This is a genomic window from Hyphomicrobium sp., assembly GCF_019753045.1.
Taxonomy (GTDB): domain Bacteria; phylum Pseudomonadota; class Alphaproteobacteria; order Rhizobiales; family Hyphomicrobiaceae; genus Hyphomicrobium_B.
Map to the genome: position 1 here is coordinate 21,061 of NZ_JAIELN010000016.1, position 23,589 is coordinate 44,649.

26 protein-coding genes are annotated in these 23,589 nt (G+C 57.9%); 13 read left to right on the forward strand and 13 right to left on the reverse strand.

Annotated features, from left to right (window positions below; translation table 11 throughout):
* Window positions 1–31: 31 nt before the first annotated feature.
* The gene (locus K2Q04_RS17405) at window positions 32–481 is read right to left on the reverse strand and encodes a host attachment protein (protein WP_291165968.1); all 450 of its coding nucleotides are present in this window, start codon (window positions 479–481) and stop codon (window positions 32–34) included.
* A gap of 34 nt (window positions 482–515) precedes the next feature.
* Entirely contained in the window at window positions 516–1,217 is a 702-nt protein-coding gene (locus tag K2Q04_RS17410) for a hemerythrin domain-containing protein (protein ID WP_291165969.1), read from the reverse strand.
* A 21-nt stretch (window positions 1,218–1,238) separates the two neighbouring features.
* Here K2Q04_RS17410 and K2Q04_RS17415 point away from each other — a divergent pair, with 21 nt between their 5' ends.
* Window positions 1,239–3,149 carry a PAS domain S-box protein gene (locus K2Q04_RS17415; RefSeq protein ID WP_291165970.1) on the forward strand — a complete coding sequence of 637 codons (1,911 nt, stop codon included), beginning with the start codon at window positions 1,239–1,241 and terminating at the stop codon, window positions 3,147–3,149.
* 4 nt (window positions 3,150–3,153) lie between these two features.
* On the opposite strand, the gene K2Q04_RS17420 is transcribed toward K2Q04_RS17415, so the two are convergent.
* On the reverse strand, window positions 3,154–3,873 hold the full coding sequence (locus K2Q04_RS17420) for a response regulator (RefSeq protein ID WP_291165971.1): 720 nt from the start codon (window positions 3,871–3,873) through the stop codon (window positions 3,154–3,156).
* Window positions 3,874–4,000: 127 nt separating this feature from the next.
* Here K2Q04_RS17420 and K2Q04_RS17425 point away from each other — a divergent pair, with 127 nt between their 5' ends.
* The 3 genes from K2Q04_RS17425 to K2Q04_RS17435 all read left to right on the forward strand — a co-directional run bounded on the left by K2Q04_RS17425 (window position 4,001) and on the right by K2Q04_RS17435 (window position 6,018).
* Window positions 4,001–4,687, forward strand: coding sequence for a helix-turn-helix domain-containing protein (locus tag K2Q04_RS17425; protein ID WP_291165972.1), 687 nt, complete (start codon window positions 4,001–4,003; stop codon window positions 4,685–4,687).
* A 62-nt stretch (window positions 4,688–4,749) separates the two neighbouring features.
* Window positions 4,750–5,595 carry a universal stress protein gene (locus K2Q04_RS17430; protein WP_291165973.1) on the forward strand — a complete coding sequence of 282 codons (846 nt, stop codon included), beginning with the start codon at window positions 4,750–4,752 and terminating at the stop codon, window positions 5,593–5,595.
* Window positions 5,596–5,661: 66 nt separating this feature from the next.
* The gene (locus tag K2Q04_RS17435; protein ID WP_291165974.1) at window positions 5,662–6,018 is read left to right on the forward strand and encodes a c-type cytochrome; all 357 of its coding nucleotides are present in this window, start codon (window positions 5,662–5,664) and stop codon (window positions 6,016–6,018) included.
* A gap of 34 nt (window positions 6,019–6,052) precedes the next feature.
* Here the strand turns inward: K2Q04_RS17435 and K2Q04_RS17440 are convergent, their stop codons facing one another.
* Both K2Q04_RS17440 and K2Q04_RS17445 read right to left on the reverse strand, forming a co-directional pair.
* A complete protein-coding gene (locus K2Q04_RS17440; protein WP_291165975.1) occupies window positions 6,053–7,117 on the reverse strand; it encodes an ABC transporter ATP-binding protein in 1,065 nt (354 codons plus the stop codon).
* A gap of 40 nt (window positions 7,118–7,157) precedes the next feature.
* Window positions 7,158–8,462, reverse strand: coding sequence for a sugar ABC transporter substrate-binding protein (locus tag K2Q04_RS17445; protein ID WP_291165976.1), 1,305 nt, complete (start codon window positions 8,460–8,462; stop codon window positions 7,158–7,160).
* Window positions 8,463–8,589: 127 nt separating this feature from the next.
* Between K2Q04_RS17445 and K2Q04_RS17450 the strand changes: the two genes are divergently transcribed.
* The 7 genes from K2Q04_RS17450 (at window position 8,590) to K2Q04_RS17480 (ending at window position 14,788) form a co-directional block, all read left to right on the forward strand.
* Window positions 8,590–9,363 carry a DeoR/GlpR family DNA-binding transcription regulator gene (locus tag K2Q04_RS17450; RefSeq protein ID WP_291165977.1) on the forward strand — a complete coding sequence of 258 codons (774 nt, stop codon included), beginning with the start codon at window positions 8,590–8,592 and terminating at the stop codon, window positions 9,361–9,363.
* 4 nt (window positions 9,364–9,367) lie between these two features.
* Window positions 9,368–10,252, forward strand: a complete 885-nt coding sequence (locus K2Q04_RS17455; RefSeq protein WP_291165978.1) for a sugar ABC transporter permease — start codon at window positions 9,368–9,370, stop codon at window positions 10,250–10,252.
* Window positions 10,242–11,072 (forward strand): carbohydrate ABC transporter permease, encoded by an 831-nt coding sequence (locus tag K2Q04_RS17460; RefSeq protein WP_291165979.1) that lies wholly within the window; start codon window positions 10,242–10,244, stop codon window positions 11,070–11,072. The genes K2Q04_RS17455 and K2Q04_RS17460 overlap by 11 nt, the downstream gene beginning before the upstream one ends.
* Complete coding sequence (locus K2Q04_RS17465) at window positions 11,069–11,881, forward strand: choline/ethanolamine kinase family protein (RefSeq protein WP_291165980.1); 813 nt, start codon at window positions 11,069–11,071, stop codon at window positions 11,879–11,881. The genes K2Q04_RS17460 and K2Q04_RS17465 overlap by 4 nt, the downstream gene beginning before the upstream one ends.
* Complete coding sequence (locus tag K2Q04_RS17470) at window positions 11,878–13,257, forward strand: NAD(P)/FAD-dependent oxidoreductase (protein WP_291165981.1); 1,380 nt, start codon at window positions 11,878–11,880, stop codon at window positions 13,255–13,257. The genes K2Q04_RS17465 and K2Q04_RS17470 overlap by 4 nt, the downstream gene beginning before the upstream one ends.
* Window positions 13,254–14,369: an FAD-dependent oxidoreductase gene (locus K2Q04_RS17475; protein WP_291165982.1), complete on the forward strand. Its 1,116-nt coding sequence runs from the start codon at window positions 13,254–13,256 to the stop codon at window positions 14,367–14,369. The genes K2Q04_RS17470 and K2Q04_RS17475 overlap by 4 nt, the downstream gene beginning before the upstream one ends.
* Window positions 14,370–14,545: 176 nt before the next feature.
* Window positions 14,546–14,788: an acyl carrier protein gene (locus tag K2Q04_RS17480; protein WP_291165983.1), complete on the forward strand. Its 243-nt coding sequence runs from the start codon at window positions 14,546–14,548 to the stop codon at window positions 14,786–14,788.
* Window positions 14,789–14,795: 7 nt separating this feature from the next.
* On the opposite strand, the gene K2Q04_RS17485 is transcribed toward K2Q04_RS17480, so the two are convergent.
* A complete protein-coding gene (locus K2Q04_RS17485) occupies window positions 14,796–15,731 on the reverse strand; it encodes a hypothetical protein (protein WP_291165984.1) in 936 nt (311 codons plus the stop codon).
* 124 nt (window positions 15,732–15,855) lie between these two features.
* Here K2Q04_RS17485 and K2Q04_RS17490 point away from each other — a divergent pair, with 124 nt between their 5' ends.
* A complete protein-coding gene (locus K2Q04_RS17490) occupies window positions 15,856–17,067 on the forward strand; it encodes a hypothetical protein (RefSeq protein WP_291165985.1) in 1,212 nt (403 codons plus the stop codon).
* Window positions 17,068–17,103: 36 nt separating this feature from the next.
* Here K2Q04_RS17490 and K2Q04_RS17495 read toward each other — a convergent pair whose 3' ends face one another.
* A complete protein-coding gene (locus tag K2Q04_RS17495; protein WP_291165986.1) occupies window positions 17,104–17,304 on the reverse strand; it encodes a hypothetical protein in 201 nt (66 codons plus the stop codon).
* Between the two features lie 84 nt (window positions 17,305–17,388).
* Between K2Q04_RS17495 and K2Q04_RS17500 the strand changes: the two genes are divergently transcribed.
* On the forward strand, window positions 17,389–17,898 hold the full coding sequence (locus K2Q04_RS17500) for a hypothetical protein (RefSeq protein WP_291165987.1): 510 nt from the start codon (window positions 17,389–17,391) through the stop codon (window positions 17,896–17,898).
* 57 nt (window positions 17,899–17,955) lie between these two features.
* On the opposite strand, the gene K2Q04_RS17505 is transcribed toward K2Q04_RS17500, so the two are convergent.
* From K2Q04_RS17505 to K2Q04_RS17530, 6 genes are all read right to left on the reverse strand, one after another.
* Window positions 17,956–19,632 carry an FAD-dependent oxidoreductase gene (locus tag K2Q04_RS17505; RefSeq protein ID WP_291165988.1) on the reverse strand — a complete coding sequence of 559 codons (1,677 nt, stop codon included), beginning with the start codon at window positions 19,630–19,632 and terminating at the stop codon, window positions 17,956–17,958.
* A gap of 73 nt (window positions 19,633–19,705) precedes the next feature.
* A complete protein-coding gene (locus K2Q04_RS17510; protein ID WP_291165989.1) occupies window positions 19,706–20,596 on the reverse strand; it encodes an alpha/beta hydrolase in 891 nt (296 codons plus the stop codon).
* Window positions 20,597–20,728: 132 nt separating this feature from the next.
* Window positions 20,729–21,532, reverse strand: coding sequence for an anti-sigma factor (locus tag K2Q04_RS17515; RefSeq protein WP_291165990.1), 804 nt, complete (start codon window positions 21,530–21,532; stop codon window positions 20,729–20,731).
* Window positions 21,529–22,071, reverse strand: coding sequence for a sigma-70 family RNA polymerase sigma factor (locus tag K2Q04_RS17520; RefSeq protein ID WP_291166034.1), 543 nt, complete (start codon window positions 22,069–22,071; stop codon window positions 21,529–21,531). Before K2Q04_RS17520 ends, K2Q04_RS17515 begins: the two co-directional genes overlap by 4 nt.
* 30 nt (window positions 22,072–22,101) lie before the next feature.
* A complete protein-coding gene (locus tag K2Q04_RS17525; protein ID WP_291165991.1) occupies window positions 22,102–22,485 on the reverse strand; it encodes a c-type cytochrome in 384 nt (127 codons plus the stop codon).
* Between the two features lie 4 nt (window positions 22,486–22,489).
* The gene (locus K2Q04_RS17530; protein WP_291165992.1) at window positions 22,490–23,434 is read right to left on the reverse strand and encodes a metallophosphoesterase; all 945 of its coding nucleotides are present in this window, start codon (window positions 23,432–23,434) and stop codon (window positions 22,490–22,492) included.
* Between the last annotated feature and the right edge of the window lie 155 nt (window positions 23,435–23,589).

Consider the following 23,589-nt stretch of genomic DNA (forward strand, 5'->3'; position numbering starts at 1 on the left):
TTTTCGCGCATTCAAAAGGCGTATCTCACGCCTAGAGGTAAACAACATCCTCGAGATGCGAAGCTACGTCGTCGTTAGGAACCTTGGTCAGGTCCTTGTCGACCTCCGCGATCACCTTCGAGGTAACCTCCGTCGCCAGGCGCTTGCGCAGATAGCCAAGCATTGTTGGCGGCGCCACAATCACTAACCTGTCAAAGGCGTCGATCGCCACGTACTGGCGAAGGTGATCGGCGAGTTGATCGGCGAACTGCACTTCCAGAGAATCGTGCGGATCACTTTTGGGTTCGATGGCATGCCGCGTATACCCGACGGATTCATGAACCCGGCCCGGCTCCGCTCTTCCCAGAAGGTGGCTCGGCGGATTATGCAGCCGCGTTTCGGTTCCCGCCACTTCATGAAGGCCATGCCCCTTGCCGAGGGCCTCAACCATCCGCGCATGAGCGCCGTCCGCAATGAGGATCCATGTGCGTGTTGGTTTCATTTTCGCAATTCCCTGAAGCTCAAAAATGTTTGACTCAACTGTCCAGTGCGAGCCCGGCAAACGGCAACGGATTGGCCGCGGCCCATTCGAGGTAAATTTTGCGTTCGATTGGAGCAAGAGCCTCACGCAACACAGGCAGAAGCAGAACGTGTTCCGCCTCGATGTGATCCCGCCGCCGCTCTGAAACATGCCGCAAAAGATACGCCAACGTATCGCTTGCCTTCCCGCCGGACACGGCGACGCGAAGCGTCTCGATAAGTTCATCATTCGCGAAACGGATTTCGCTGTGCTGACGATCAAGTAGCGCCGCACATCCGCATTGCCCACCGCCGTTCCGGCGTTTGAGAAGCGGACAAATCACTTCGTCTTGAAAGCGGACATGCCCCAGCCAAGCTGCGTTGAATATTTCAATGAGGCGTTGAGTGAGATTGTGGTCGGCCGTTTTTGGCAGTCCGTCCGCGAGCGCAAGCAACCCACGGCACACTTCAAGTTGTAGGGCATGGTCAGCAAGAAACCTTGCCCCAGGATGGTCCTCGTCGAACTGTGATGTTGCTGTTTGCTCGGCCAACGGCGTAAAGGCTCCTATTTCGGACCGCCATTTTGCGGCGACCGCGCCATTCGGGCCTTGATCGAGATCAGTTCTGAGCCGCCTCCGCCCGAATATTTTGCGACGCTCTGATCCGGCGGCGTCTGCTGGATTGCCGAATGCCAAGGCGGTAAGGTGCAGATGAGCCAAGCAATAATCTCAAGGTCATCAATGCTCCAGGCGATTCTGGATTCCGCGGTTTCCGCCATCCTGGCGATCGACGACACCGGCCGCATCCGAAGCGTCAATCCGGCGACGGAAGTGATGTTTGGTTACCGTGCCGATGAAATGCTCAACCAAAATGTTAAGATGCTCATGCCCGAGCCTTATCGCACGGAGCACGACGATTACATCGGCCGGCACGTCAAGACAGGCGAGAAGCGCATCATCGGCATCGGCCGCGAAGTCAAAGGCCAACGGAAGAATGGCAGCATCTTCCCGATCCACTTGGCCGTCAGCGAATTCATGGTCGACGGACGGCGGTTCTTCTCGGGCATCATCAACGATCTCAGCGACCGCGCCAAGTTGCAGGATGAGGTGGATCGTCAGTCGCGCCTGTTCGAGACGGTCTTCGAACACGCCCCCGAAGCTCTCGTCATCTCGTCCCCCGACGGGAAAATCCTTCTCTTCAATCCAGCCGCAACGAGAATATTCGGGTACGACGTGGCCGAAGCCACCGGCATGGCATGGTCGAATTTATTTGGAAATCCCGAAGGCCTTCCCCAGATCGAATTCGATATTTCTCGGTCGAGCGAGCGAGCGCCGGACCTCAACCTCTCCGTGATGTTACGCCGGAAAGACGGCAGCAGTTTTCCGGCCGAAGGGATAATCACTCAGGTCGCCGATCAGCATGCGAGGCTGAGTGTCCGGGTGAGCGTCTTTCGGGATGTCACGGAAAGGCTCAAAAACAAAGAAGCGGCGGTCAAATCGCAACGCCTTGAAGCCATCGGACAGCTCACCGGCGGCATCGCTCACGACTTCAACAACCTGCTCACGATCATATCGGGCAACCTGGAGCTTCTCGAAGAGCAGCCCTTGAGCGAGCAGGATCGCAATCTTCTTGATCGGGCAGCACGAGCGGCGGATTCTGGCGCGCGGCTCACGAAGCGCCTCTTGACCTTTGCACGCCGGCGCCATCTCGCGCCCGCGGTCATCAACCTGAACGACCAAGTGCGCACCATGACGGAACTGCTCCGTCGCACGCTCGGCGATATGATCGAGCTCCGCACCCAATTCGCGTCGCCTTTATGGCTCGTCCGCGCCGACGCCGGAGAAGTCGAAGCGGCGGTCTTGAACCTCGCCATCAACGCACGTGATGCGATGCCGGAAGGCGGCACCTTGGCAGTGCGAACCGATAATGTCGTTCTCCAAGAAGGAGAGACCGGCCTCGAGGATTCGCTCAGAGCCGGAGACTACGTGCGGATTTCCGTTTCCGACAACGGCATCGGCATGAGCAAGGATGTTCTGAGCCGCGTGTTCGAGCCATTTTTCACGACCAAGCCTGTAGGACGCGGCACTGGCCTTGGCCTCAGTACGATCTATGGCTTCATCAAGCAGTCGAACGGCAATATCACGATCAACAGCGAGCCAGGCATTGGCACGACCGTAAATATGTACCTGCCCCGTTGCGACGAAGAAGCCGCGCAGCACGACGAAACCTTATCGCTCGCCCCGGAACCGCATGCGAACGGCGAGTGCATCCTGGTTGTCGAGGACAACCGGGACGTTCGCCAGTTGACCGTCAACCGGCTCAAGCGGCTGGGTTATGATACAGTCGAGTGCGCGAGCGGCGTCGAGGCAAAGGCGGCCCTCGAAAGCGGACAACAGGTCAGCGCAGTATTCACCGATATCGTGATGCCCGGCGGCATGACCGGTATTGAACTCGCGACCTGGATCTCTTCCCACTTGCCGGACCTACCGGTCATTTTGACGACGGGTTTCTCCGATGACGCAGCCGGCAAGAGCGAAGCCGACGCCTTCTGGCCAATTCTGCGCAAGCCATACACGCTGAAGCAGCTCTCCAACGTGTTGCGCACAACGATCGATAAGAATGCCGCCCGCCAGGCGTCGCTGCGCGACTGACAGCCTAAACAGACCGGCGAACGTCGCTCGCGAACATATACCCGACCCCTCGGATCGATTTGATATGCTCGACGTCCGTCTCGTCGTCGATTTTCCTGCGTAACCGGCTGACGAGCGCGTCGATCGAGCGATCGAGTGGCGAGTAATCGTGCCCCTTGAGGAGATCCATAATCTCGTCTCGGGACAGCACCCGATGCGCGTGCCGCACGAACAGCTCGAGCAAATTGAATTCGGCCGTGGTCAACTCGCGGCGCTCGTTCAACTGCCCCTTGAGCTCACGGCTCGTTATGTCGAGCGTCCAACTACCGAAGCGGAATACTTCATGCGCGGAAGCAGCCGGTCGAGCGGCAGGCGCATTGCCGGCCTCCCTCCGTCTCAACACCGCGCGCACGCGCGCCAGAACCTCGCGTGGACTGAAAGGCTTCGCAATGTAGTCGTCGGCGCCGACTTCCAGCCCGACGATGCGATCCACCGTATCGCCCTTGCCCGAAAGCATCACGATCGGCACGTCGCAGGACGCTCGGATTTCTCGCGCGAGGCTTAAACCGTCATCGCGGCCGAGCGTCAGATCCAAAGTAATGAGGCTGATGGTGCCGCGCTCCAGCGCAGCCCGAGCGTTCCGGGCGTCAGGCGCTTCAATGACCTCGTAACCTTCCCGCTCGAAGCACGTCTTGAGTAAGTTTCGGATCTCGGGATCATCATCGACAACGAGTATTTCTGTCACGACGCGGGGTTCCAAATGTCAGGTCGGTTACAATCTATTACAATTGATTACACAGAACGCAAATGCCCGGTACGTTAATCCTGTCTTATGCCCCCGACTGACGCAGGGCAGAAGGGATATACGGGACATGTATAGTGCGCCACAAACCGAGCAGGTCACGGGCTTCAAAACCGGTCGGAAAGCGCCCAACCGCCATCCCGTTGACGGTCTCGACGGCTTCCATTCAGGGACCGTCCGGCGCGTCGAAGCGAAAGAACATGTCTTTTGCGAAGGAGACCCCCGGACGCATGTATATCGCATCGAAGACGGTGTGATTGCTCTCTCAAAGGTCCTGAGCGACGGCCGCCGCCAGATCATCGACTTTGCTTATCCGGGTGATTATATCGGCCTAGGCATGTTCGGCGACCATGTCTTCGACGCGCAAGCCACGTGCGCCTGCAAGGTTAAGTGTCTGCCGACATCGCAGCTCGAACATGATGCGGCCCGGGATCCTGCCCTTGCCTTCCGGCTCTATAATGCCGTTTCAGCAGAACTCTCGGCCGCGCGCCGGCTGCTCGTCAGCGTTGGTCAGGGCACCGCAATGGAACGGATTGCTTCGTTTCTTATCGAATTGAAAGGCCGTGGCGGCCACACGGGAGAAGATCTTATTAACCTGCCAATGCGTCGCTCCGATATTGCCGATCTGCTCGGCTTGACGATCGAGACGGTCAGCCGCACGCTGACGAAACTCAGGATGATGCGCGTCATCGAGATACAGAATGGAAATGACGTTCGCATTCTCGATTCCCACCGCCTGGAAGAGATCGCCGGCTGAAGTAAGATAAGCTGCCTCTTCTGCCTGGCTACAGCCAAGAATTACGAGCTGGAGTTTTCGCCATGCCATACCGGACGATGCTGCTGCACTTGAATGACGAAAAGCGCGTCCCTCACCTTATAAAAACGGCCACCACTTTAGCGCGGAGTGGCGGAGCACATATCATTGGCCTCTACGTCATGCCGTCGGCTGCTCCTCCGCCAGATCTCGTAGGCCCGTTGGCGGTGACGTGGATGGAAGATCAGCTCGCCGCCTATCGTGACCAAGAACGTCGCATCAAGCTTGCGTTCGAAGCCACGATCAAAGACGCAAGCAACATCACGCACGAATGGCGAACAGACGATTCGAGCTTCGATGCCAATATCGCCGATGCTGTCATCAATCATGCGCGCTCGGTCGATTTAGTCATCGTCAGTCAGGGAGGCCAAAATCCCTGGATTGACGACGTCCCGGAACGCGTCGCCCTCGAAAGCGGCAGGCCCACTCTAGTCGTTCCGCAAGAAGGCGATTTCGAGAAAATAGGCAAAGACGTCACCATCGCCTGGAAGCCGACCAAAGAAGCCGCACGCGCTGCCTTCGATGCATTGCCTATTTTGAAAGAAGCCGAGCGCGTTCGCATTTTGACCGTCACGGAGGATGGTGACACCCCGTCAGACGGAAGCAACCGAACATCAAGCGACGAACTCGCTTCCTCGCTGCTGCGCCACGGCGTCCATGCCGAGACCGAAACGGTTGCCCAGGATGATCTATCCGTTGCCAATCGGCTTCTCGTGCATACGCGCCGCACGTATCAAGACCTCATTGTCATGGGTGTCTACGGTCATTCCAGATTTCGAGAATTCGTTTTGGGCGGCGTCTCGCGAGATGTCCTGCAACATACAAAGGTGCCGGTGTTGCTCGCCCATTAGCGCTTACAAGCGCTAGAAAACTCGACGCTGCGGCTCACCGCATATCTCATTTCGAGGGGTGAAAGCATGACGAGAAAAGTCTTTGGTGGGACAAAGTCATATTACTTGCTTGCGATGACTGTGGCGCTTCTTACGCTGGCGGAGGCACACGCTGCGGAGCCCGGAAATCCGAACGTAGGCCACACATTCGCGTCGGATCATTGTTCCGAATGCCACGCCGTCAACGAAAATGAGGCGCTATCGCCGAATGCTGGCGCGCCCAGTTTTACGAGCATCGCCAACACATCGGGAATGACGGGCCTCGCACTTTCAGCGTGGCTCGATACCGCCCACCCGACAATGCCGAACTTTATTCTTTCAAAGCAAGATCGCGATGACGTGATTGCTTATATTATAAGCTTGAAACGCAAAGCGTCCCAGTAACGGCCTAGGCGCTCAGCCCTGCTTGCCGCGCCCGTCAATCGAAGCGTGCGCCGGCCTCATTGAAGTAGCAAACGTCTTCAAGCGGAAAGCAAACATCGATTGCCTGCCCGGGCTCCAAGTTGTTGTCCCGCCACTCGGTCAAGGCAACGATCCGGCTGCCCGCCGTCTCGAGGTCGACCATCATGGATGCTCCGAGCGGCTGGAGCGATAGAATTTTCGCCGTGAACGCGAAGCCGCTCGCCGATCTGGCGCCGAGGCGCACGTTCTCCGGTCTGCATCCCACCAGCGCGGCGCGTCCGGCAGATAGAAGAACGTCTTCGCCACTGCCGGAAAAATCCTGCCCAATGATGGGCCGTCCGATCTCCACCGCCGGCACGAGGTTCATACCTGGACTTCCGACGAAGCCAGCGACGAACGTATTCGCCGGCTTCTTGTAGACCTCCTTCGCCGTCCCGATCTGCTGGATGACACCCTCGTGCATAACGACGATACGCTGTGCCATCGTCATCGCCTCCACTTGATCGTGGGTCACGTAGACGATTGTCTTGCGCACGTCCGCATGGAACCTGATCAGTTCCGAGCGCACGCCTTCACGCATGTTCGCGTCGAGATTTGATAACGGCTCGTCGAACAGAAAAATGCGGGGCTCACGGATGATCGCACGGCCCAGCGCAACGCGTTGGCGCTGCCCGCCGGACAACTGCTTCGGCTTCCGCTGAAGCAACGCCGAAAGCCCGAGCAAGGCCGCGACTTTCTTCACTTTGGCGTCAATGACGGCGGAAGCCTCGCCGCGCACCTTGAGTGGAAAACCTAAGTTGTGCGCGACGCTGAGATGGGGATAGAGCGCATAGCTCTGAAACACCATCGCAACGTCGCGTTCGCTTGCGCGCGTGTGCGTCACGTCCTGTCCGGAAATGACGATTTCACCGCTCGTCACCTCCTCGAGGCCGGCAATGATCCGCATCAGCGTGGTCTTGCCGCAACCCGACGGTCCGAGCAGCACTGTGAACTCGCCGCTTCGGATCGTTAGATCGAGTTCGGGCAAGACGACCAAATCGCCGAAGCGCTTGGTGACCTTGCGGAGGACAATGTCGGTCATGGAGGTATCTTGATACAATGCACTATCCGATGTTCTCGGCTCATTTCTGATACTTGAGCTGCTTCAGCAGATCATCGAGACCGCTGTGCGCGGCATTCATCGCCTCTTCCGAGTTCTTTTTGCCGACCCACGCCGCAGAGATCTGGTCATAGACAGTTCGTTGCATCTCGACATATTCCGCTAGATCGGCCGTGAGAGGCAGAAGAACCTCGGCACTCTTGATAGGCGCCAGGAACGGATAACGCGTCAGCCATTTCGTATTGTCGTAGGCTTGCGTGCGATAGGCTCCGGGCGCACCATTTTCCAGCATGATCTCCTGGCCTTCGTCGCTCGTAACGAAGCTGATGAACTGGTAAGCCAGATCAGGCTCCTGAGCCTTGGCGCTGATGGCGATCTGGAAACCGCCGAAATAGTCGCGGCGCGGGCCATCGAGCGTCTCGCGCGGAGGCAATGCATAAGCCGCTTTGCCAACGATCTTGCTTGCGGACGGATTTTCGATGTCTGCGAAGAACGCGTACCAGTTGATGTTCATGGCCGCTTGCCCCTGCGCAAAGGCATTGGTTGCCTCGGCGTAACCCATCGCAGCAGCACCGGGTGCAGTATAGGGCTTGATCTCGAGCCAACGATCGAGAGCCTTTTTGCCGTTACCCTCGTATGCGATCGTCGACTTGAAATCCTTGTCCCACACGAACTGGTTGGCGTTCGGCGGCATTTTGAGGCCGGCTAAGCGAACCGTCCACTCCGAATAGGCGCCGTCTTGCTCGGCAGGCATGGTCGCGACGCCGTAAACTTCGGACTCCGGCGCGTTGAGCTTGGCGGCATAGTCCCGGAATTCGTCCCATGTTTTCGGCGGCTCGGTGAGGCCCGCCTTTTCAAACAGGTCTTTTCGGTAACCGAGGACCTCGATGAAAAAATCGACCGGGGCCGCATAATGTTTGCCGTTGAAGACGTTGTAGCTATCGACAATGCCCGGGAAAAACCCGTTCCAATCGATTTTCGTCGTGGCCTTCGCCTCGAGCGGCTCGAAGGGCTGCACCCAATTGTTCTTCACGAAGATCGGCAGCCAGATGCAGTCCAGCACCATGATGTCGTATTCGTCGGAGCCGGCAGTGCCGAGCAACACTTCTTTATTATAGGCGTCGGCGTAAGGCAGCTGATCGATCTTCACTTCAATCCCGGTGCGCTGCTTGAAAACGTCGGCAGCAGCCTTCATCGCCGATCCGTACGCTTCGCCTGTCGCGATAACGCGGACCTCTTTGGCCTCGGCAGAATTTAGCGGCGAAAACGCGAGAACGCCCGCCAGTGCAGTCACAGCCAGTTCGATGCCCACCCGATTCCAGATCATGGTTTTTCAGTCCTCCGTTGCCGAAATCTGCGCCCCGAGACGACAGATTAATGGCAATCAATCACAAAACGCAATAGAATGATTGTTAGTGATTGACTTTCTGGCACCGAATGAGTGTCTTTTCATCATGAGATCCGAAAAGCGAAATCCCTCCGGACGACGAGCAGAACTCCGGCGACTGATGCTGGCTCGTGAAACCGTATCGGTGGAAGAGCTTTGCGAAATGCTGTCCGCGTCGCCCGCCACGATTCGGCGCGATCTCGCAGCACTCGAAGCCAACGGTGAACTGTCCCGAACCCACGGCGGCGCAGCGCTTCAAGACGTTCGCATGGCCGATCAGGATTTTGCCCAGCGCGAATTGCAGGACGTCGATGAAAAGCAGCGCATTGCTGATGTCGTTATCCGCCTGATCCCACCCAAAAGTACGGTCTTCATGAATGATGGCTCCACGATCATGGCGGTCGCAAGAGCCATCGTGTCCGCTGGATCGGAGTTGTTCGTCGCGACGCCGGCCGTGAATGTTGCAACGAAGCTCGCGGAAAATCGCGCCGTCACCTCATGTCTGCTCGGCGGCTTCGTCCGAACGACGTCGCTTGCAACAAGCGGACACTTCACAGAGGCAATGACCGCTCAAATCAACGCGGACTTCGCCATCATCTCGGCGGACGCCGTGAGCGTCGAATGCGGACTGGCGTTCGCCGATCCTCACGACGCGGGGCTCGCGCAGAAAATGATGAGCCAGTCCAAAACGACAATCGTCGTGGCGACGGCTCGTAAACTGAATGCCCGCGAGCGCGTAACGGCGGTTCCGTTGTCAAAAATTTCCAAACTCATCACCGGACCATCGGCATCAGTTCGCGAACTGGTCGCCGCCGGACTGCGCGTCATCGAGGCCAAGTAACGCCATGTCGAGGCCGGCAATCAAACAATCAAAAGACGCGTGGAAAGGAATGGCGTTCTTGGCGCCGGCACTCCTTTTCATTACCGCGCTCACCATTTACCCCCTCTTCTATTCTCTTTGGGCGAGCTTTACCGACCTCCGGCTGACAAGTCCCGTTTGGCGTTATGTCGGATTTGAAACGTACTGGCTCTCGCTCACAAACGATATTTTTCGACACTCGCTGGTGGTCACCGCCTTCTTTCTAGTCACGGCGGTCAGCCTCGAGTTCCTGGTCGGCTTCGCACTGGCCCTATCCTTCAGACAGATGCGCGGCCAGCACCCGATCATGCGCGCGCTGCTGATGCTTCCCGTCATGGCAACGCCCGTGAGCGTTGGCCTGATTTGGAAGCTGATGCTCAACAGCGATTTCGGCATCATCGTGCATGCGGGTTCGGTGCTTGGGCTCGGCGACGTGCACTGGCTCTCGGACACGATGATGGCGGTCGTCTCGATCATTGTCATGGACGTCTGGCAATGGACGCCCTTCATGTTCCTGATCCTTTTGGCGGGTCTCGAAGGGCTTCCCGCAGACTTGTTCGAAGCTGCTGAGATCGATGGAGCGAAACGCCGGCACGTACTCTTCGGCATCACGCTCCCGCTGATGGCTCCGATCATCGCCGTCGCCCTGGTATTCCGTCTCATGTTCGCGATCGCGACCTTCGACAGCGTATTTGTGCTGACCAAGGGCGGCCCCGCGCTGTCGACGGACCTCATCACACTCTTCATTCAGCGCGAAGGACTTATGAACCTCAACGTTGCATCCGCCTCGGCCGCTTCCTTTTTGGTCCTGATCATCGCGTTTGTCGTGATCAGGGTACTGTTCAAGAAAGGCTTCGCCGGTGCGCACTAAAAGCAAGCTCGGTGCCGAGTGGCTGATGATTGCGGCCAACGTCATGCTCGTGGCGCTGTTTATATTCCCGCTCGCATGGATGGTTCTGGGCTCGTTCAAGTCCGATGCCGATCTGCTGTCCCCGAGCCCGGTATGGTTCTTCAGTCCGACCTTGGATCACTGGCGATTCATCCTGTCCAACTGGGATGTCGAACGCCATCTCACCAATAGTGTCATTGTGAGCCTCGCAACGACGTTTCTCACCTTGGCACTCGCGTTGCCGGCAGCATACGGGCTCTCCCGCTTTCCGGTCTGGCGCAAGGATGCCATTACTTACAATCTGCTCAGCCTCAAGATGATCCCACCGATCGCATCGATCGTGCCGTTGTTCGTCCTCCTGAGACAGGTCGGGTTGTACGACACGTATCTGGTGCTGATCCTTCTCAACACGTCGTTTCAACTGCCATTCGCCATCTTGGTCATGAAGTCCTTCGTCGACGAAATTCCCCGCGAGATCGACGAAGCGGCGAGCGTCGACGGGTGCAGCCCGCTCGGCGTTCTTTGGCGCACGATCCTGCCGCTATCGGTTTCAGGGCTCGTCTGCATCGGCCTGTTCGTCTTCATATTCACTTGGAACGAATTTCTTATCGCGAACACGATGGTTGGCGGCAAGCTGCGGCCCCTGCCGCCGGTGGTGGGGCTCGCCCTCACCCATCGCGGCATTCTCTGGGGACCCGCACTGGCGCTCGGCACAGTCGTCCTGGTTCCCGTCTTTTTTCTTGCATTCTCCCTGTCGCGTTACATGGCGCGCGGTTTGACTTTTGGCGCGGTGAAGGGATGAGCGAAATCGAAATGTTAGAAGCGCTGCCGCTCTGGTCGGCACCGCCGCGTATTGTGCCGATTGCAGGAGGCCGCACGAACCGGAACTTCGCGGTTCACGACGGCGAACGCTCGTACTTTGCGCGCATCGGCGAAGACTTGCCGCATCACAGGATCGACCGGCAGATAGAGCGTCAGGCCGTGACGCTTGCGGCCGCCGAAGAGATAACGCCGCCACTCGTCTATGCTCGCGATGGGCTGCTCGTAACCGGCTTCATCGACGGCACGACACTTCACAAGCATCTATTCGAGGATCGCCATCTCGAGGCGATCGCGGCACTGCTGCGTCGCCTGCACCAGATCCCCGCCGAAAGTCTGCCGGCGTTCTCGCCGACGGATTCAGCATTGTCCTATCTCGACATGCTTCCGGACGCCGCCCTCCCGATTGAACGCCAGCGCCTCGCCGCGAGGCTTTCGATGCTGCCCGCTGGCGCCCCCCTTTGCCTCGTTCATGCTGATCTCATCCCCGAAAACTTCATCGAACGCACCGGGGGCCTCCAGATCGTCGACTGGGAATACGCGGGCCGCGGCGTTCCCGAAACGGATCTGGCATCCGTCATCGCGAATTTTGACCTCGATGATCGCCAAACCTCAACACTCCTGGCCGCCTATGGCCCCTATTCATCCGGACTACTGGCTGCAATGCGCGAAGCGTCAATCATACGCGAATATCTTTGGTGCCTCATTCAGGCGCGGCACACTGACGAGTTGGGAGATTTGATCGAATACACGAACCTTTGCCGGCAACGCCTGCTGGAGATCGGACTATGACATCCGACTTCGACATCGTTGTGATCGGCGCTGGAGTCGTCGGCACCGCCATCGCGCGCGATCTTTCACGATTTAAGCTCAAGGTCGCATTACTCGAAGCGCGGCCGGATTTCGGAGACGAATCGAGCAAGGGCAACTCGGCGCTGATGACGTCGGGCATAGAGATTGCTCCCGATAGCCTGGAGTATCGTCTGGTTCAGCGTGGCTATGCCCGCTATCTCGAAGAAGCACCGGCTCTCGGTTTGCCGATGCGCAAAGTCGGCGCTCTGACCCTCGCCTGGAGCGATGAGCAGTGCGCGATCCTCGAAGAAGAGTTCGAGCGAGTTCGCGCACTTGGGCACCAGGATTTTTACAGGCTGGAATCTGCCGAGATCTATAGCCGCTGGCCGAATTTCGGCCCAGGCATCCGCATGGCGTTGTGGGCTCCCGAAGAAGGGATCGCCGACCCGTTCTCGACTCCCTACGCCTATGTCCTGGACGCGGTCACGAACGGCGTCGAATTCCGTCATTCATGGCCGGTGCAATCCGTCGATCGCCTCCAGAATGGTTGGGCTCTCCACAGTGCGGACAGGAACGTCGTTCGCGCGAGGCTGGTAATCAACGCGTCTGGCCTGCGCGCCGACATCGTCGAAGCGCTAGCGGGGTACAATGACTTTGAGATGCGCCCCCGCCGGGGCCAATACCTGGTTCTCGATAAGGCCGCCCGCGCAATTCACGACGTGATCGCGATGCCCACACCCACTCCCAAGGGTCGCGGGATCCTCATCTCACCAACGATTTTCGGCAACGTCATTGTCGGACCGACAGCCGAAGACGTGGACGATCGCGACGACCGCGCAACGACCGTCGACGGTATAAAGCTCCTCAAGGAAGCGATGGCGACCATGGTTCCGGGCCTCACAGCCATCCCGGTGAACACCGCCTATGCCGGCATGCGACCGGCCACGAACTACAGCGACTATCGGATCATTCCGCGCTTCGATCACGACTGGCTCACCGTTGCGGGTATTCGCTCGACGGGCTTTTCCGGCGCGCTCGGCATCGCCGAGCACGTCATCGGGCTGATCGTTCCGCACGTCTTCGATGTCAGACCCAAAGGCAGTCTCAGTCCCGTCAGCGTGCCCGACCTATCGGAACCGTCGAACCGATTGCTGAAGAACGGCGAGCGCAGTGGCGCCGATCCCGCCTATGCCGAGATGCTCTGCCACTGCGAGTGCATCAGCGTCGGCGAGGTCCGCGATGCCCTCGCGTCTCCCGTCCCGCCGCAGACGATCAAAGGATTGAAGCGGCGCACCCGCGCGATGTTTGGCAGATGCCAGGGCTTTTACTGCGGAGCACGCGTGCAAGCGATGTTCGACGAAAGATCGAAACCATGAAGGCGGCAATCGGAAATCCGCGCGTTTTGATTGTCGGCGCCGGACCTGCAGGCTTGGCGGCAGCGGCTGAACTCGCCCGTTCCGGCGTAAGCGACGTGCTCATTATCGATCGCGACGACAGCCCGGGCGGCTTGCCGCGCTTCTGTCACCATCCTGGCTTCGGACTTGAGTATGCCCGCTGGCCATATTCCGGCCCGGCGTTCGCAAAGAAGATGCTGGGACAGCTGCAAGACACCCCCGTTCGGATCAGCATGGGCACGACGTTGCTCTCGATTGAAAACGGCCCGGTGTGCGAGGTGATTGGGCCCGAGTTCGGACATGCCCAATTGGAGCCTCAGGTCGTCATCGTCGCAACAGGCATTCGCGAAGCCAATCGGGGCAATCGCGTCGTCCCAGGTGTACGGCCGGCCCAAGGCATCCTGACCACCGGCTTGCTTCAGCAGTTGGTACATCGAAACGTCAGTCTGCCATCGTACCTGCGCCGCCTAGTGGTCGTCGGAACCGAGCACGTGTCCTTTTCCGCGATTCTGACGGCAAGGCACGCCGGCATCCGCGTCGTCGCATTGATAGGCGCCGACGAACGCGTGCAATCCTACTCGGCCGCAGGCTGGCTTGCCCGGGCGCTCGGGATCAACATTCATTTGCGAAGCGAGATCGTCTCGATTGCGGGCACCAGCGAACGCGTCGAGGCTGTGAGAGTTAGGAAAGACCGTGTCACCCGCGACATTGCTTGCGACGGCGTCCTTTTCTCAGCCGGTTGGATCCCCGAAACGGTGGCGCTGGCGAACGGGCCGATGCTGATCGACGCGATGACCAAGGGGCCAATCGTCGATCAGGCCATGCGTACGAGCATTCCCGGTGTCTTCGCCGCCGGAAACGTCCTCCGCGGGGTCGAGACGAGCGGCTTCGCGGCCCTCGAAGGGAAGCGCGCCGGGGCCATGGCTGCCATGGCTGTTGCAGGAAAGATCCCCAGCGGACAAGCCCGCGAAACGAGAAAGATGGCCCAATCGCGCGTTCCGCAGCATTGGGATCATTCACTCCCCGAGCCGTTGGAACTTTCCGATCGGTGGCGGCCCGCCCGATTTCGAGATGCCTACGAGCGGCAAACCTGAGGAAATTCGCCGGAAGCGGACGCTGCACACGGAAAGTCTGTGAAAATCCCGGTCCAACACTGCGGTTCCCCCGCAGTGTTGCATTATTGTCCTTGTCCGCAAGCGTAGCATAAATCACTGGTACTCGGGTCGATTAAGCTCAGCGGGCCCAGATGCATCCAGAAATCGTCTCCATAGTGATCGATAAGCTGCGAAAGATGAGCCCTGAAAAGGCTTCAGACTTAACCGCACAGAACGCGCAATTCACAACGCTGCGATCACTGGATCTCGACAGCCTCGACACGTTGCAGCTCGCGATGGACATCGAGGACGCGCTCGGGATGAGCATCGAGATCGTGAACTTTCCAGATACGTTGACAATCGCGCAGCTTTCCGAGCACCTCGGCGAGATGAAAGCCGGGCTCCGTCAGTCAGCGTAGCTTCACTTCAGGTCAGACCAATTTGAATTTGTGCCGGCATCAAGAATGGGTCGTTGTGAGGACTCATCGTGATGGTGAGAGGTTCCGCCTTAAGATCGCTCCGAGAAAAGGTCTCGACCACAAGTCCCCATACTTTTTCCGAAATCGACTTTCCCAAACACGTGTGCGCACCGTATCCGAACAAAGCGCGCGCGTTGTCCTCATCCGAATAATCCGCACTCTGCGTGAAGCACCTTACCCGTTCACCCGGACGAAACTCGGACTTGGCGACGTCCGCTTCCTTTCCGCAAATTCGGTCTACAAAACGAAGTGAGCTCGACGGGTAGAGTTGCGGCCAGGCGAGATCGCACATACGAGCTTTGGGATTTTCTCTGAAGACCTCATAGAGCGACAAGCTCAATGTCCCGACAAAGGGCCTCGCACCTAACGAAGCGAGACAGAGAAGGATTAGCCGATCATCCCCTTCTTCCGGATGCGCGCTTAGATAATCTCTAATTCTGTCGCTAATCCTGGCTCTCTCCCGTATGGATAGGATCGGACTGAATAGGGCCGGAATCTCATCAACAAGGTCCAAAGTCTCGCCGTTCGGCGGAACAATGGAAGCCGAAATTGACCGCCATAGCGGTTGAGAAAACTCCCCAACCAATTCTAGTTGCGTATTCTTCCGGAAAACCCGCTCGAATAGAATGGTCAGCTGTTCCCGGCTGGCGGTAAGTTGGCAATCCTTTGTCTTCGAGATCTGCTTGGCCATGGCCTTGCGGATTCTCTGATGAACGTCGCCATCGATAAAAACCGGCAAGCATTCAAGCAATCTGATGGCGGACGAAAAATCAAGCTTGGTTCGCACCGCCAGCTCGCGATAGCGACTTGCCATGGAGTAGGTGTTGAAATCTGGGGACAGGATAATTGCCTTCGCAATCGCTGCATCCTGCACAGACTTCATATTCGGTTTTCCCCAAGCCCATTTGAATTTCGGGCAAGATAGCGAAAGAGTTTACGAAGTAAACGGGATAGCATAGGACTGCGTCACTCACGCAAATCTTATCCGCCATCAAATCGTCTGTGGAATGCCTACCAATCAGCTTCCAATCGATATCGAAGTCATCGAGACAGATGATGGCGCCTTGCTGAAAAGCCGGGCCGGCGAGATCCACGTAACGACAAGCCATCCCGAAAAACGCGGCCGCGAAGCGATGGCCGACTTTGCTGCGTGGTATTTCCTTCCCGTTGGCATGCGGCTCAACACACCTCTTCGCATCAATGGGCGCGGCACACCCGAGACTGTTGCGAATTTTCGCAGGATTAGCGAGATTTGGCAGTCGTGGCTGCCAGGCCATTTTTACGCGACAGACGTGAGCTTCGCCGAACTGATTTCGAGGCAAACAGAAGTTTCACATCAGAACCCGGGCCGCGACCTTCTCTATTTTTCCGGAGGGCTCGATGCCGCCTATACCGCACTGGCGCGCCTTAGGGATGGTCGCCGACCGGACCTTCTGACGATTCACGGCATGGATTACAGCCTGAGCGATAAGACGGCTTTCCAGGCACTCCTCGACAAAACACAAGCATTCGCGGAAGAGCTTTCCGACACGCGCATCGTCGTCAAATCGGATGCTTACGCGCTTTACAACGAGTTGAAAGTCAATCTAAAGCGGCATCATTTGAGCCATATCTTTGCGTTATCCGGAGCAGGCTTCTATCACTCCGGTGCATACCAAAATCTCATCCTAGCGGCCGACGAACGCCTTGACGGACAGTTTCTGCATTTTCCATGGGGGTCGAACTCGGCAACCGATCATCTCTTTGACGACGGCTGGACGAAGCTGGTCACAGCAGACGACGATTTAACGCGAAGCGAGAAGTTGGAATTGATCCTGAAATCCAAGACAGCGCTGGATTCGCTTGCTTTCTGCTGGAACAGGAAGATACAGCCTGAAAATTGCGGGGTCTGTCAGAAATGCTTGCGGACGAAGATGACGTTTTTGGCGGCAACGGGTGCGGTCCCCGGCATCTTCAAGGATCAGTCGATCCCGTCCGACTGGGCAAGGCGCCTTCGTTATCGGGATCCCGCCGGCTTTCATGCGGTTCAAGAGATTTTTAATTCCGCGCTGGCCCTTGGACATGCTCGCACGATCCCGAACTTCAACAAGACGTACGAGGAAGTATTCGGCTTTTACCGGCGGCTGAGAGTCATTCAAGAGTCGAAGTTCGTCACGTATAACAGCAGGTGGATTAGATCGGCCATCAACAAATTGGCGTCGATTGGAACAGGTCTGTAGGTCTCGATGAACCGCCGCGAGAAACTCAAAACCGACCTAAAGCACCTGCGGTTTATGGGTCGAAATCTCCGAGTTTTCACATTCTTGATGCGTAACCGCAGCCAGCCGGCCGACGTGCTTTTCAGAGACGCCTGGAAAAAGCTTGACCGGAATAGCTCCGCCGTCGCCGCCAAAAATTTCCGGCAAATCCCAGCCCGAAACATTCGGCACCATCATTTTCGTCAAGTCTTCAAACATTTATTCCCGAGCTTTTTACCGGAAATCACCCTTTCCGATCCTGGCGTCATCGATGAACTGCGCTCCCGCCAATCCATCATCGCAATGATCCATTCGCAAGGCGAATACGCGATCCTCGCGGCCCTGGACCGGGCCGGCCTACGAAGCGCTATGATCACGGCGTCGCCTATCAACCCGACAAGGCTGGCGAACTACGGCGTTCGAAACGTGCCTCTCAACATATTGAGAACGTCTTCGACATTCGTTGAGGCTCGCGCTGCTTTGCGTGATGGCTACACGCTGGTATGCGACGTCGATTATGTGCTCGACAAGAAGAGTGCGAACGCAGATCGCTACATCTCCACACCCCTCTTCGATTTTCAGCGGCTCGTGAAGGCAGAGCTGTATTTCGCTCACATTCGCATCGGTGAGGATGGTGAGATGGAATGCGTCATCGAGCGCGCACCCGGCAACGACAATCCTAACGGGTCCGCAGCTCTGACCGCTGCCGAATTCATTGAATTCATCGACAAGGTTCAAGACAAGCCATCGAAATTCAAGGTGGCCAGTTGGTCGATGCACATGAACCAAAAGGCTGGCGGTCACCAGGAGTAAGGTTCAATCCGCGCGACTTCTGCATCTCGCGCCAAGCGGGCTTCCCGCGTGGAGAACTTATATTACAGCAGGCCGGGCATGATTAACCGATGCGAGATAGGTATGAAGCGCGGCAACAACTTGCGCTCCCTCGCCTACGCCAGCCGCCACGCGTTTGATTGAGCCTGCGCGAATATCACCTATGGCGAACACCCCCGGGACGCTGGTTGCCAATTGGCTCGAACCATCGCCGGCTGCTGCGCCGGTCAGAACAAATCCCTTCGGATCGAGCCGTACGCCAGATCCCGACAGCCAATCCGACTCCGGATCGGCTCCGATAAAAAGAAAGAGATGATGTATTTCACGGCGAACATCCTCCCCTTTCGCCGTTCTCCAATGGATGGCTTCGAGAACACCATCGCGTCCTTCGAGACCCGTAACCACTGCCTGCGTTTGCACTTCAACGTTTGCAAGACCACGAATACGATCCACCAAATATTGCGACATGCTTGCGGAGATGTCGCCACCGCGCGCAAGCAACCAGACCTTGGCGGCCCGGCTCGCCAGGTAAACCACGGCTTGCCCCGCCGAATTTCCGGCGCCCACCAGAACGACTTCCTGTTTGGAGCAAAGCCGGCCTTCAACGGGCGAAGCCCAGTAATGGACTCCGCTTCCCTCGAATTCGTCGACATTCGCCACATCAAGGTGCCGGTACCGAACCCCACCGGCAATAACGACGGAACGCGTGGTGACGCGTTCGCCATCTTTCATGGTCAGAATGAAGCCGCGTTGATCCGGGTCGTTGCTGGATTCGAGCCCCACGACTTGGGCTGGAATGGCAAATTCAGCACCGAACTTCTGCGCCTGATTGTAGGCGCGTGCCATCAACGCCATACCCGTAATGCCGGTCGGAAAGCCGAGATAATTTTCGATGCGAGATGACGCGCCGGCCTGCCCACCGAACGATCGGCAGTCGAGCACGAGAACCGACAATCCCTCCGAGGCTGCATAGACAGCGGCGGCCATTCCCGCGGGTCCCGCACCAACAACAGCAACATCGTAAACACGCCGTGCATCGATGGGCCCCACAAGACCGATGCAACGGGCAAGCGCCGTCTCGGACGGATTTTGAAGAAGTTGACCGCCAGGACAGAGAACAATCGGCAGCGTGTCTCCGTCCACATGGAACCGTTCGATAAGAACGCGCGCCTCGGCATCGGTTGTGGGATCGAGCCACAGATGGGGGTGACCATTGCGCCTTAGAAAATTCTGGAGACGCAGCACGTCGCTGTTATCGGCAGGCCCGATAATAACCGGACCGCCTCCGCCCGTCTCAAGCAAGCCCACGCGGCGCAAGATAAGCGCCCGCATAATGCGCTCGCCGAGTTCGGCTTCCGCGATGAGCAATGCGCGAAGTTTCTGAGGCCCGATGATCAGCGCCTCCACTTCGTCATGCGCGCGCGCGTCGACCAAAGATGGCCGGCCAGAGAGCTGAGCAAGCTCGCCCAAGAAAGACCCCGGCTCGTGTGTAACGATCCGCACGCGGTGACCGCTCGTATCCTGCTGCGTGACGTCAACTTTGCCGTCGAGGATGATCGCTAGACCGGCGCTGACTTTTCCGATTTCCGCGAGGGCATCACCTGTGTTGAAAGACGTGAGATTACCGAACCGGCGGAGACGGTCGATCTCCTGGGGCGCCAGTACGGGAAACATCTGCTCGCGTCGCTGTTCAATGATAGACTGCGCTTCCGACATCATCCCCACTCGCACTCCCACGTCTTGTCGAAATGATCGTTACGGGCTTGTCCAGTTGAGTTCTTGGACCGACTTACGGAACATCTAGCTTTTGCTTGGCGAGGAACGTGCGCGTCAGAGCCGCTATCTGATCAACCGCCTCGTCAAGGGCAAAGTGTCCGGCATCGAGGATGTGAACCTCCGCATCGGGAACATCTTGCGCGTACGCTGCCGCCCCTGCAACCACGAATGAAGGATCGTATTTGCCCCAGACGACAAGCACGGGTGGCTTATATTGGCGCAGCCACGCCTGCCAGCGCGGATATGAGGCTACGTTGTTCTGGTAATCATAAAAGAGATCGGCCTGAATCTTGGCTTGGCCGGGCCGTGACAGCGCCGCGAATTCCTCGGCCCAGATGTCCGGATTGTAGCGCTCGATGTTGGGGCTCGTTCCGATGTGGCGTTGCCTGCACGCTTCGAGCGAGGTGAAGCTCGATATGAAGGCCGCCTCATGTGCCTCTCGGTTCTTCCAATAGGCTCGTCGGTCCTCCCATATCGGTCCAAGCCCCACTTCATGCGCCACGGCATTTTGGACGATCAGCGCCTGAACGCGTTCCGGATGAGCGACCGCAAGCCGGAAGCCGACGGGGCCGCCATAATCCTGCATGAATAGAACGTACTCTTTAAGACCCAGCGCCTCGATGAAACCCTCAATGACTTGGGCTTCATGATCGAAAGTGTAGGCGAAGGCCGATGCCGGCGGTGCATCGCTTTGCCCGAAACCCGGATAATCCGGAGCAACGACGTGATAGCGATCGGCGAGCAATGGAATAAGCGTATCGAACATCCGCGACGAAGATGGAAACCCGTGCAAGAGCAGCAAGGTCGGAGCATGGCGCGGACCAGCTTCGCGATAGAAAATCTTCACGCCATCCACCGCGACCGTTTGATAAGTCGTAGTTGCCGAAGTCGAGGACAAAGACATGGGCTGTGCCTGAGTTCCGTCGCCGGCAAGGATAAACGCAACCGCAGCCGCAACAAGCGACCGCTTTAATATCGTTAGAACTCTTTTACGACCCGGCATCGCCACTGGCTATTTCCAACAAAATCCAATCGATCAGCTACCGGGCGTCGCCTCGCGCCAACGCGATACAAATTCACGAAGTTCCGGTTCCGGCACGTCCGATACGGCAAAATACTCGAAATCCCGGCCGAACCAGCGGATCACGGAATATCCGTCCTTGGTCGTCTGAAGAGCCGGAGCGGTGCTCGTCATCTGCCCCGCACGCGGCACCGCAACCACACTGATGACGTGGGCGCGGCGCTGATAAACGAGAACGGGCACGGGCTTTCCGTCAACGATTTCCACCCGCCCGCCTGCAAGCGGAAACCCTGCTCCCGCCAAATCGACGACCTGGGGCGAAATGGCGATCTTGCTGTCGAACCATGGCTTGACGGTATGCCTGTCACTCGATGCGATATCGAACGGCTGAGCCGCCAATAAAGCACGCTGATGATCGGCAACGATGGCCGCAATTTCGTTCGCACCAGAGTTCTGACGCAGAACTCCGTACATCCCACCTGCCGTGATGGCGGCGGCAACGACTGCGGCGGCAGCCATCTGACGCCAATCGTAGGATCGAGATTGCCGCGACGGCAGCGCTACGACAACATCTCGCGACGGATCGGCAATCCCCGCGATACGCCGCTTGAAGTCATCCGATGCGCGCTGCGCTGAGAGATGAGACACCAGCGTGCTCCGCAATTCAGCGATCCGGTCGCGTTCGGCCCGCAGAGCTGGATCGGCCGCCAGACGCCGCTCGACGTCCAATGCCGAAGCCGCGTCGAGTTCGTCGTCAAGATAAGCATTCAACAGAATGAGGGACTCTTCTCGGGAAGACCATGACGAAGGCTTGATCATGCAGCACCCGCCTTTCCCTCGCCCGCCATGCCGATGCGCTGAATAAGCGAACTCCTCGCGCGCGCCAATCGCGACATCACGGTTCCAACTGGGATGGATAAGACCTTCGATATCTCCCGATAACTCAGGTCTTCGATCTCTCTCAGAACCAGAACCTCGCGATAGGCAAGCGGCAATGCGGAGATCGCATTCTCCAATTGCGCGGCATCGGCTTTCCTTATCAAGATCGCTTCGGGCGATGCCTGTGGTTCAGCCATCTCAAGCCCAGCCTGTTCAAAAATCCCCGCGTCATCCGTTGTCATGATGGCCTTCGGCCGGTTCTTTGCCATCCAGCTGAAAGCAGTGTTGCGAACAATTGCGAGAAGCCAAGCCCGCGCATTGGCGTTTTGGACCGAGGCGATGGCGCCGAAAGCTCTGAGACAAGCCTCTTGAACGACATCTTCGGCGTCGGCGGCATTACCGGTCAGCCAACGCGCAAGAGACAACGCATCGTCGACGTACGGGAGCACCGCCTCGCTAAATCGTTGCCGTTCGTCCATCACACCTCGCTTGATTGCGCGGTCTGGCACCTACTTCGCCCGTTCCTTCAAATACTCGATAACGTCGGCTCGATCTTGGGCGCCATCGAGGTGAAAGAACATTTTCGAACCCGGCACGAGCTTTTGCGGATCCGTAAGCCATCGGTCGAGGCTGTCTTGATCCCATGTAATACCCGACTTCTTGAGCGGAGCGGAATAGCTGTAATCGGGAACCGAGCCGGCCTTTCTGCCGAATACCCCCCGATGCTTCGGGCCGACATCGTTGGAATCGAGCGAATGACAGTCCTGACAGCTCTGGTAAATTTGCTCCCCGTGCGCGGCATCTGCGGCCGCGTGAGCGGCGGGTATCAGCAAGACCATTCCTAATGCGGCAGCTGCCAGCCCGGCAGCCGCCAGTATCATTTCGAGCTTCATGGCATTACTCCGCCAATGAGGTGTCGGTTATGGCGAGAGGCGACTCCGTTCTTTTGAACCCCACGCTCGTTATCCCGAGCACACTTCGGAGCTTCTCGGCCGGTACGACCATCGGACCCGGAGAGGGCGCCGTTCCCGGCGCCGGTTGCGGAAATGCCGTCGAACGCGCAGTGTGAAACGTGATGTTCCCTTCGACTTTCTGCATCAGCTGGTGGATGTGGCCATTGAGGACGGTCACCGAGCCGAAGCGCTTTAGGTAGCCAAGCGCGATCGCGGCATCGTCGGTACCCCATCCCCAGTTCGGATAGACGGACCACAGCGGGATGTGCGCAAAAATGACAATCGGCGTTGATGACTTGAGATCGCGAAGATCGTCCTCGAGCCATTCGAGCTGCTCAGTGCCGAGATAGCCGAGACCGAATTGCTTCAGGTTCACGACGTTGTTCAATCCGATGAAGTGCACGCCGTTGTCGTCGAAGCTGTACCAGCCTCCACCTTTCGTGCCCTTGCCGTACCGTTCGAGATAGGCTTTCTCGGTTGTTTCGTCCGTGATGTCATGTTCGCCCGGCACGTAATGCACATCGACGCCGGTGCTGCCGATAACCTGGTCTGCAAGGTCGAATTCCGAGGGCTTGGCACTGTGAGTGATGTCGCCCGTATGCAGCATGAACGTGGGTTTCACAGGCAGCGCATCGATCCGGCCAACCGCCTCCTTGAGCGTATCGAGCGCGTGCGGATTGGCCGGCTTGTTGAAGCCAACATGACTGTCTGAAATCTGCAAAAACGTAAACCCGCTCTTCGCAGCTTCGGCGGCTTGGGCACCATCAAGCAGCGATAACGATGTCGGAACACCGCCGGTAACCGTCCAAAGCACACCTGTCCCCGCCCAGATCATGCATTCCAGCGCATGCCGCCGGTTTACGCCCTCGTCGTCCTTGCTGTCGCTCATGACAATACCTTTCTGAAGGTCCGCGACTTGGCGGATCGAAAGGGTAGACTCGAGCAACAAGCAATTTATTCCCGGGTGTGCGTAAAAAAATTCGGACCCACACCTCCCGCGCATGGGAAGCAGTAAATTCAGAACAATTCCGCACGCGAACGATG

What these genes read in the sequence shown, in the direction of transcription:
- K2Q04_RS17405 (WP_291165968.1), bottom strand. Translation starts at nt 481, where the DNA reads ATGAAACCAACACGCACATGGATCCTCATTGCGGACGGCGCTCATGCG.
- K2Q04_RS17445 (WP_291165976.1), bottom strand. Translation starts at nt 8,462, where the DNA reads ATGATCTGGAATCGGGTGGGCATCGAACTGGCTGTGACTGCACTGGCG.
- K2Q04_RS17495 (WP_291165986.1), bottom strand. Translation starts at nt 17,304, where the DNA reads ATGTTTGAAGACTTGACGAAAATGATGGTGCCGAATGTTTCGGGCTGG.
- K2Q04_RS17500 (WP_291165987.1), top strand. Translation starts at nt 17,389, where the DNA reads ATGATCCATTCGCAAGGCGAATACGCGATCCTCGCGGCCCTGGACCGG.
- K2Q04_RS17455 (WP_291165978.1), top strand. Translation starts at nt 9,368, where the DNA reads ATGTCGAGGCCGGCAATCAAACAATCAAAAGACGCGTGGAAAGGAATG.
- K2Q04_RS17485 (WP_291165984.1), bottom strand. Translation starts at nt 15,731, where the DNA reads ATGAAGTCTGTGCAGGATGCAGCGATTGCGAAGGCAATTATCCTGTCC.
- K2Q04_RS17435 (WP_291165974.1), top strand. Translation starts at nt 5,662, where the DNA reads ATGACGAGAAAAGTCTTTGGTGGGACAAAGTCATATTACTTGCTTGCG.
- K2Q04_RS17475 (WP_291165982.1), top strand. Translation starts at nt 13,254, where the DNA reads ATGAAGGCGGCAATCGGAAATCCGCGCGTTTTGATTGTCGGCGCCGGA.
- K2Q04_RS17520 (WP_291166034.1), bottom strand. Translation starts at nt 22,071, where the DNA reads ATGGACGAACGGCAACGATTTAGCGAGGCGGTGCTCCCGTACGTCGAC.
- K2Q04_RS17450 (WP_291165977.1), top strand. Translation starts at nt 8,590, where the DNA reads ATGAGATCCGAAAAGCGAAATCCCTCCGGACGACGAGCAGAACTCCGG.
- K2Q04_RS17505 (WP_291165988.1), bottom strand. Translation starts at nt 19,632, where the DNA reads ATGTCGGAAGCGCAGTCTATCATTGAACAGCGACGCGAGCAGATGTTT.
- K2Q04_RS17425 (WP_291165972.1), top strand. Translation starts at nt 4,001, where the DNA reads ATGTATAGTGCGCCACAAACCGAGCAGGTCACGGGCTTCAAAACCGGT.
- K2Q04_RS17515 (WP_291165990.1), bottom strand. Translation starts at nt 21,532, where the DNA reads ATGATCAAGCCTTCGTCATGGTCTTCCCGAGAAGAGTCCCTCATTCTG.
- K2Q04_RS17415 (WP_291165970.1), top strand. Translation starts at nt 1,239, where the DNA reads ATGCTCCAGGCGATTCTGGATTCCGCGGTTTCCGCCATCCTGGCGATC.
- K2Q04_RS17510 (WP_291165989.1), bottom strand. Translation starts at nt 20,596, where the DNA reads ATGTCTTTGTCCTCGACTTCGGCAACTACGACTTATCAAACGGTCGCG.
- K2Q04_RS17470 (WP_291165981.1), top strand. Translation starts at nt 11,878, where the DNA reads ATGACATCCGACTTCGACATCGTTGTGATCGGCGCTGGAGTCGTCGGC.
- K2Q04_RS17530 (WP_291165992.1), bottom strand. Translation starts at nt 23,434, where the DNA reads ATGAGCGACAGCAAGGACGACGAGGGCGTAAACCGGCGGCATGCGCTG.
- K2Q04_RS17525 (WP_291165991.1), bottom strand. Translation starts at nt 22,485, where the DNA reads ATGAAGCTCGAAATGATACTGGCGGCTGCCGGGCTGGCAGCTGCCGCA.
- K2Q04_RS17440 (WP_291165975.1), bottom strand. Translation starts at nt 7,117, where the DNA reads ATGACCGACATTGTCCTCCGCAAGGTCACCAAGCGCTTCGGCGATTTG.
- K2Q04_RS17490 (WP_291165985.1), top strand. Translation starts at nt 15,856, where the DNA reads ATGCCTACCAATCAGCTTCCAATCGATATCGAAGTCATCGAGACAGAT.
- K2Q04_RS17430 (WP_291165973.1), top strand. Translation starts at nt 4,750, where the DNA reads ATGCCATACCGGACGATGCTGCTGCACTTGAATGACGAAAAGCGCGTC.
- K2Q04_RS17465 (WP_291165980.1), top strand. Translation starts at nt 11,069, where the DNA reads ATGAGCGAAATCGAAATGTTAGAAGCGCTGCCGCTCTGGTCGGCACCG.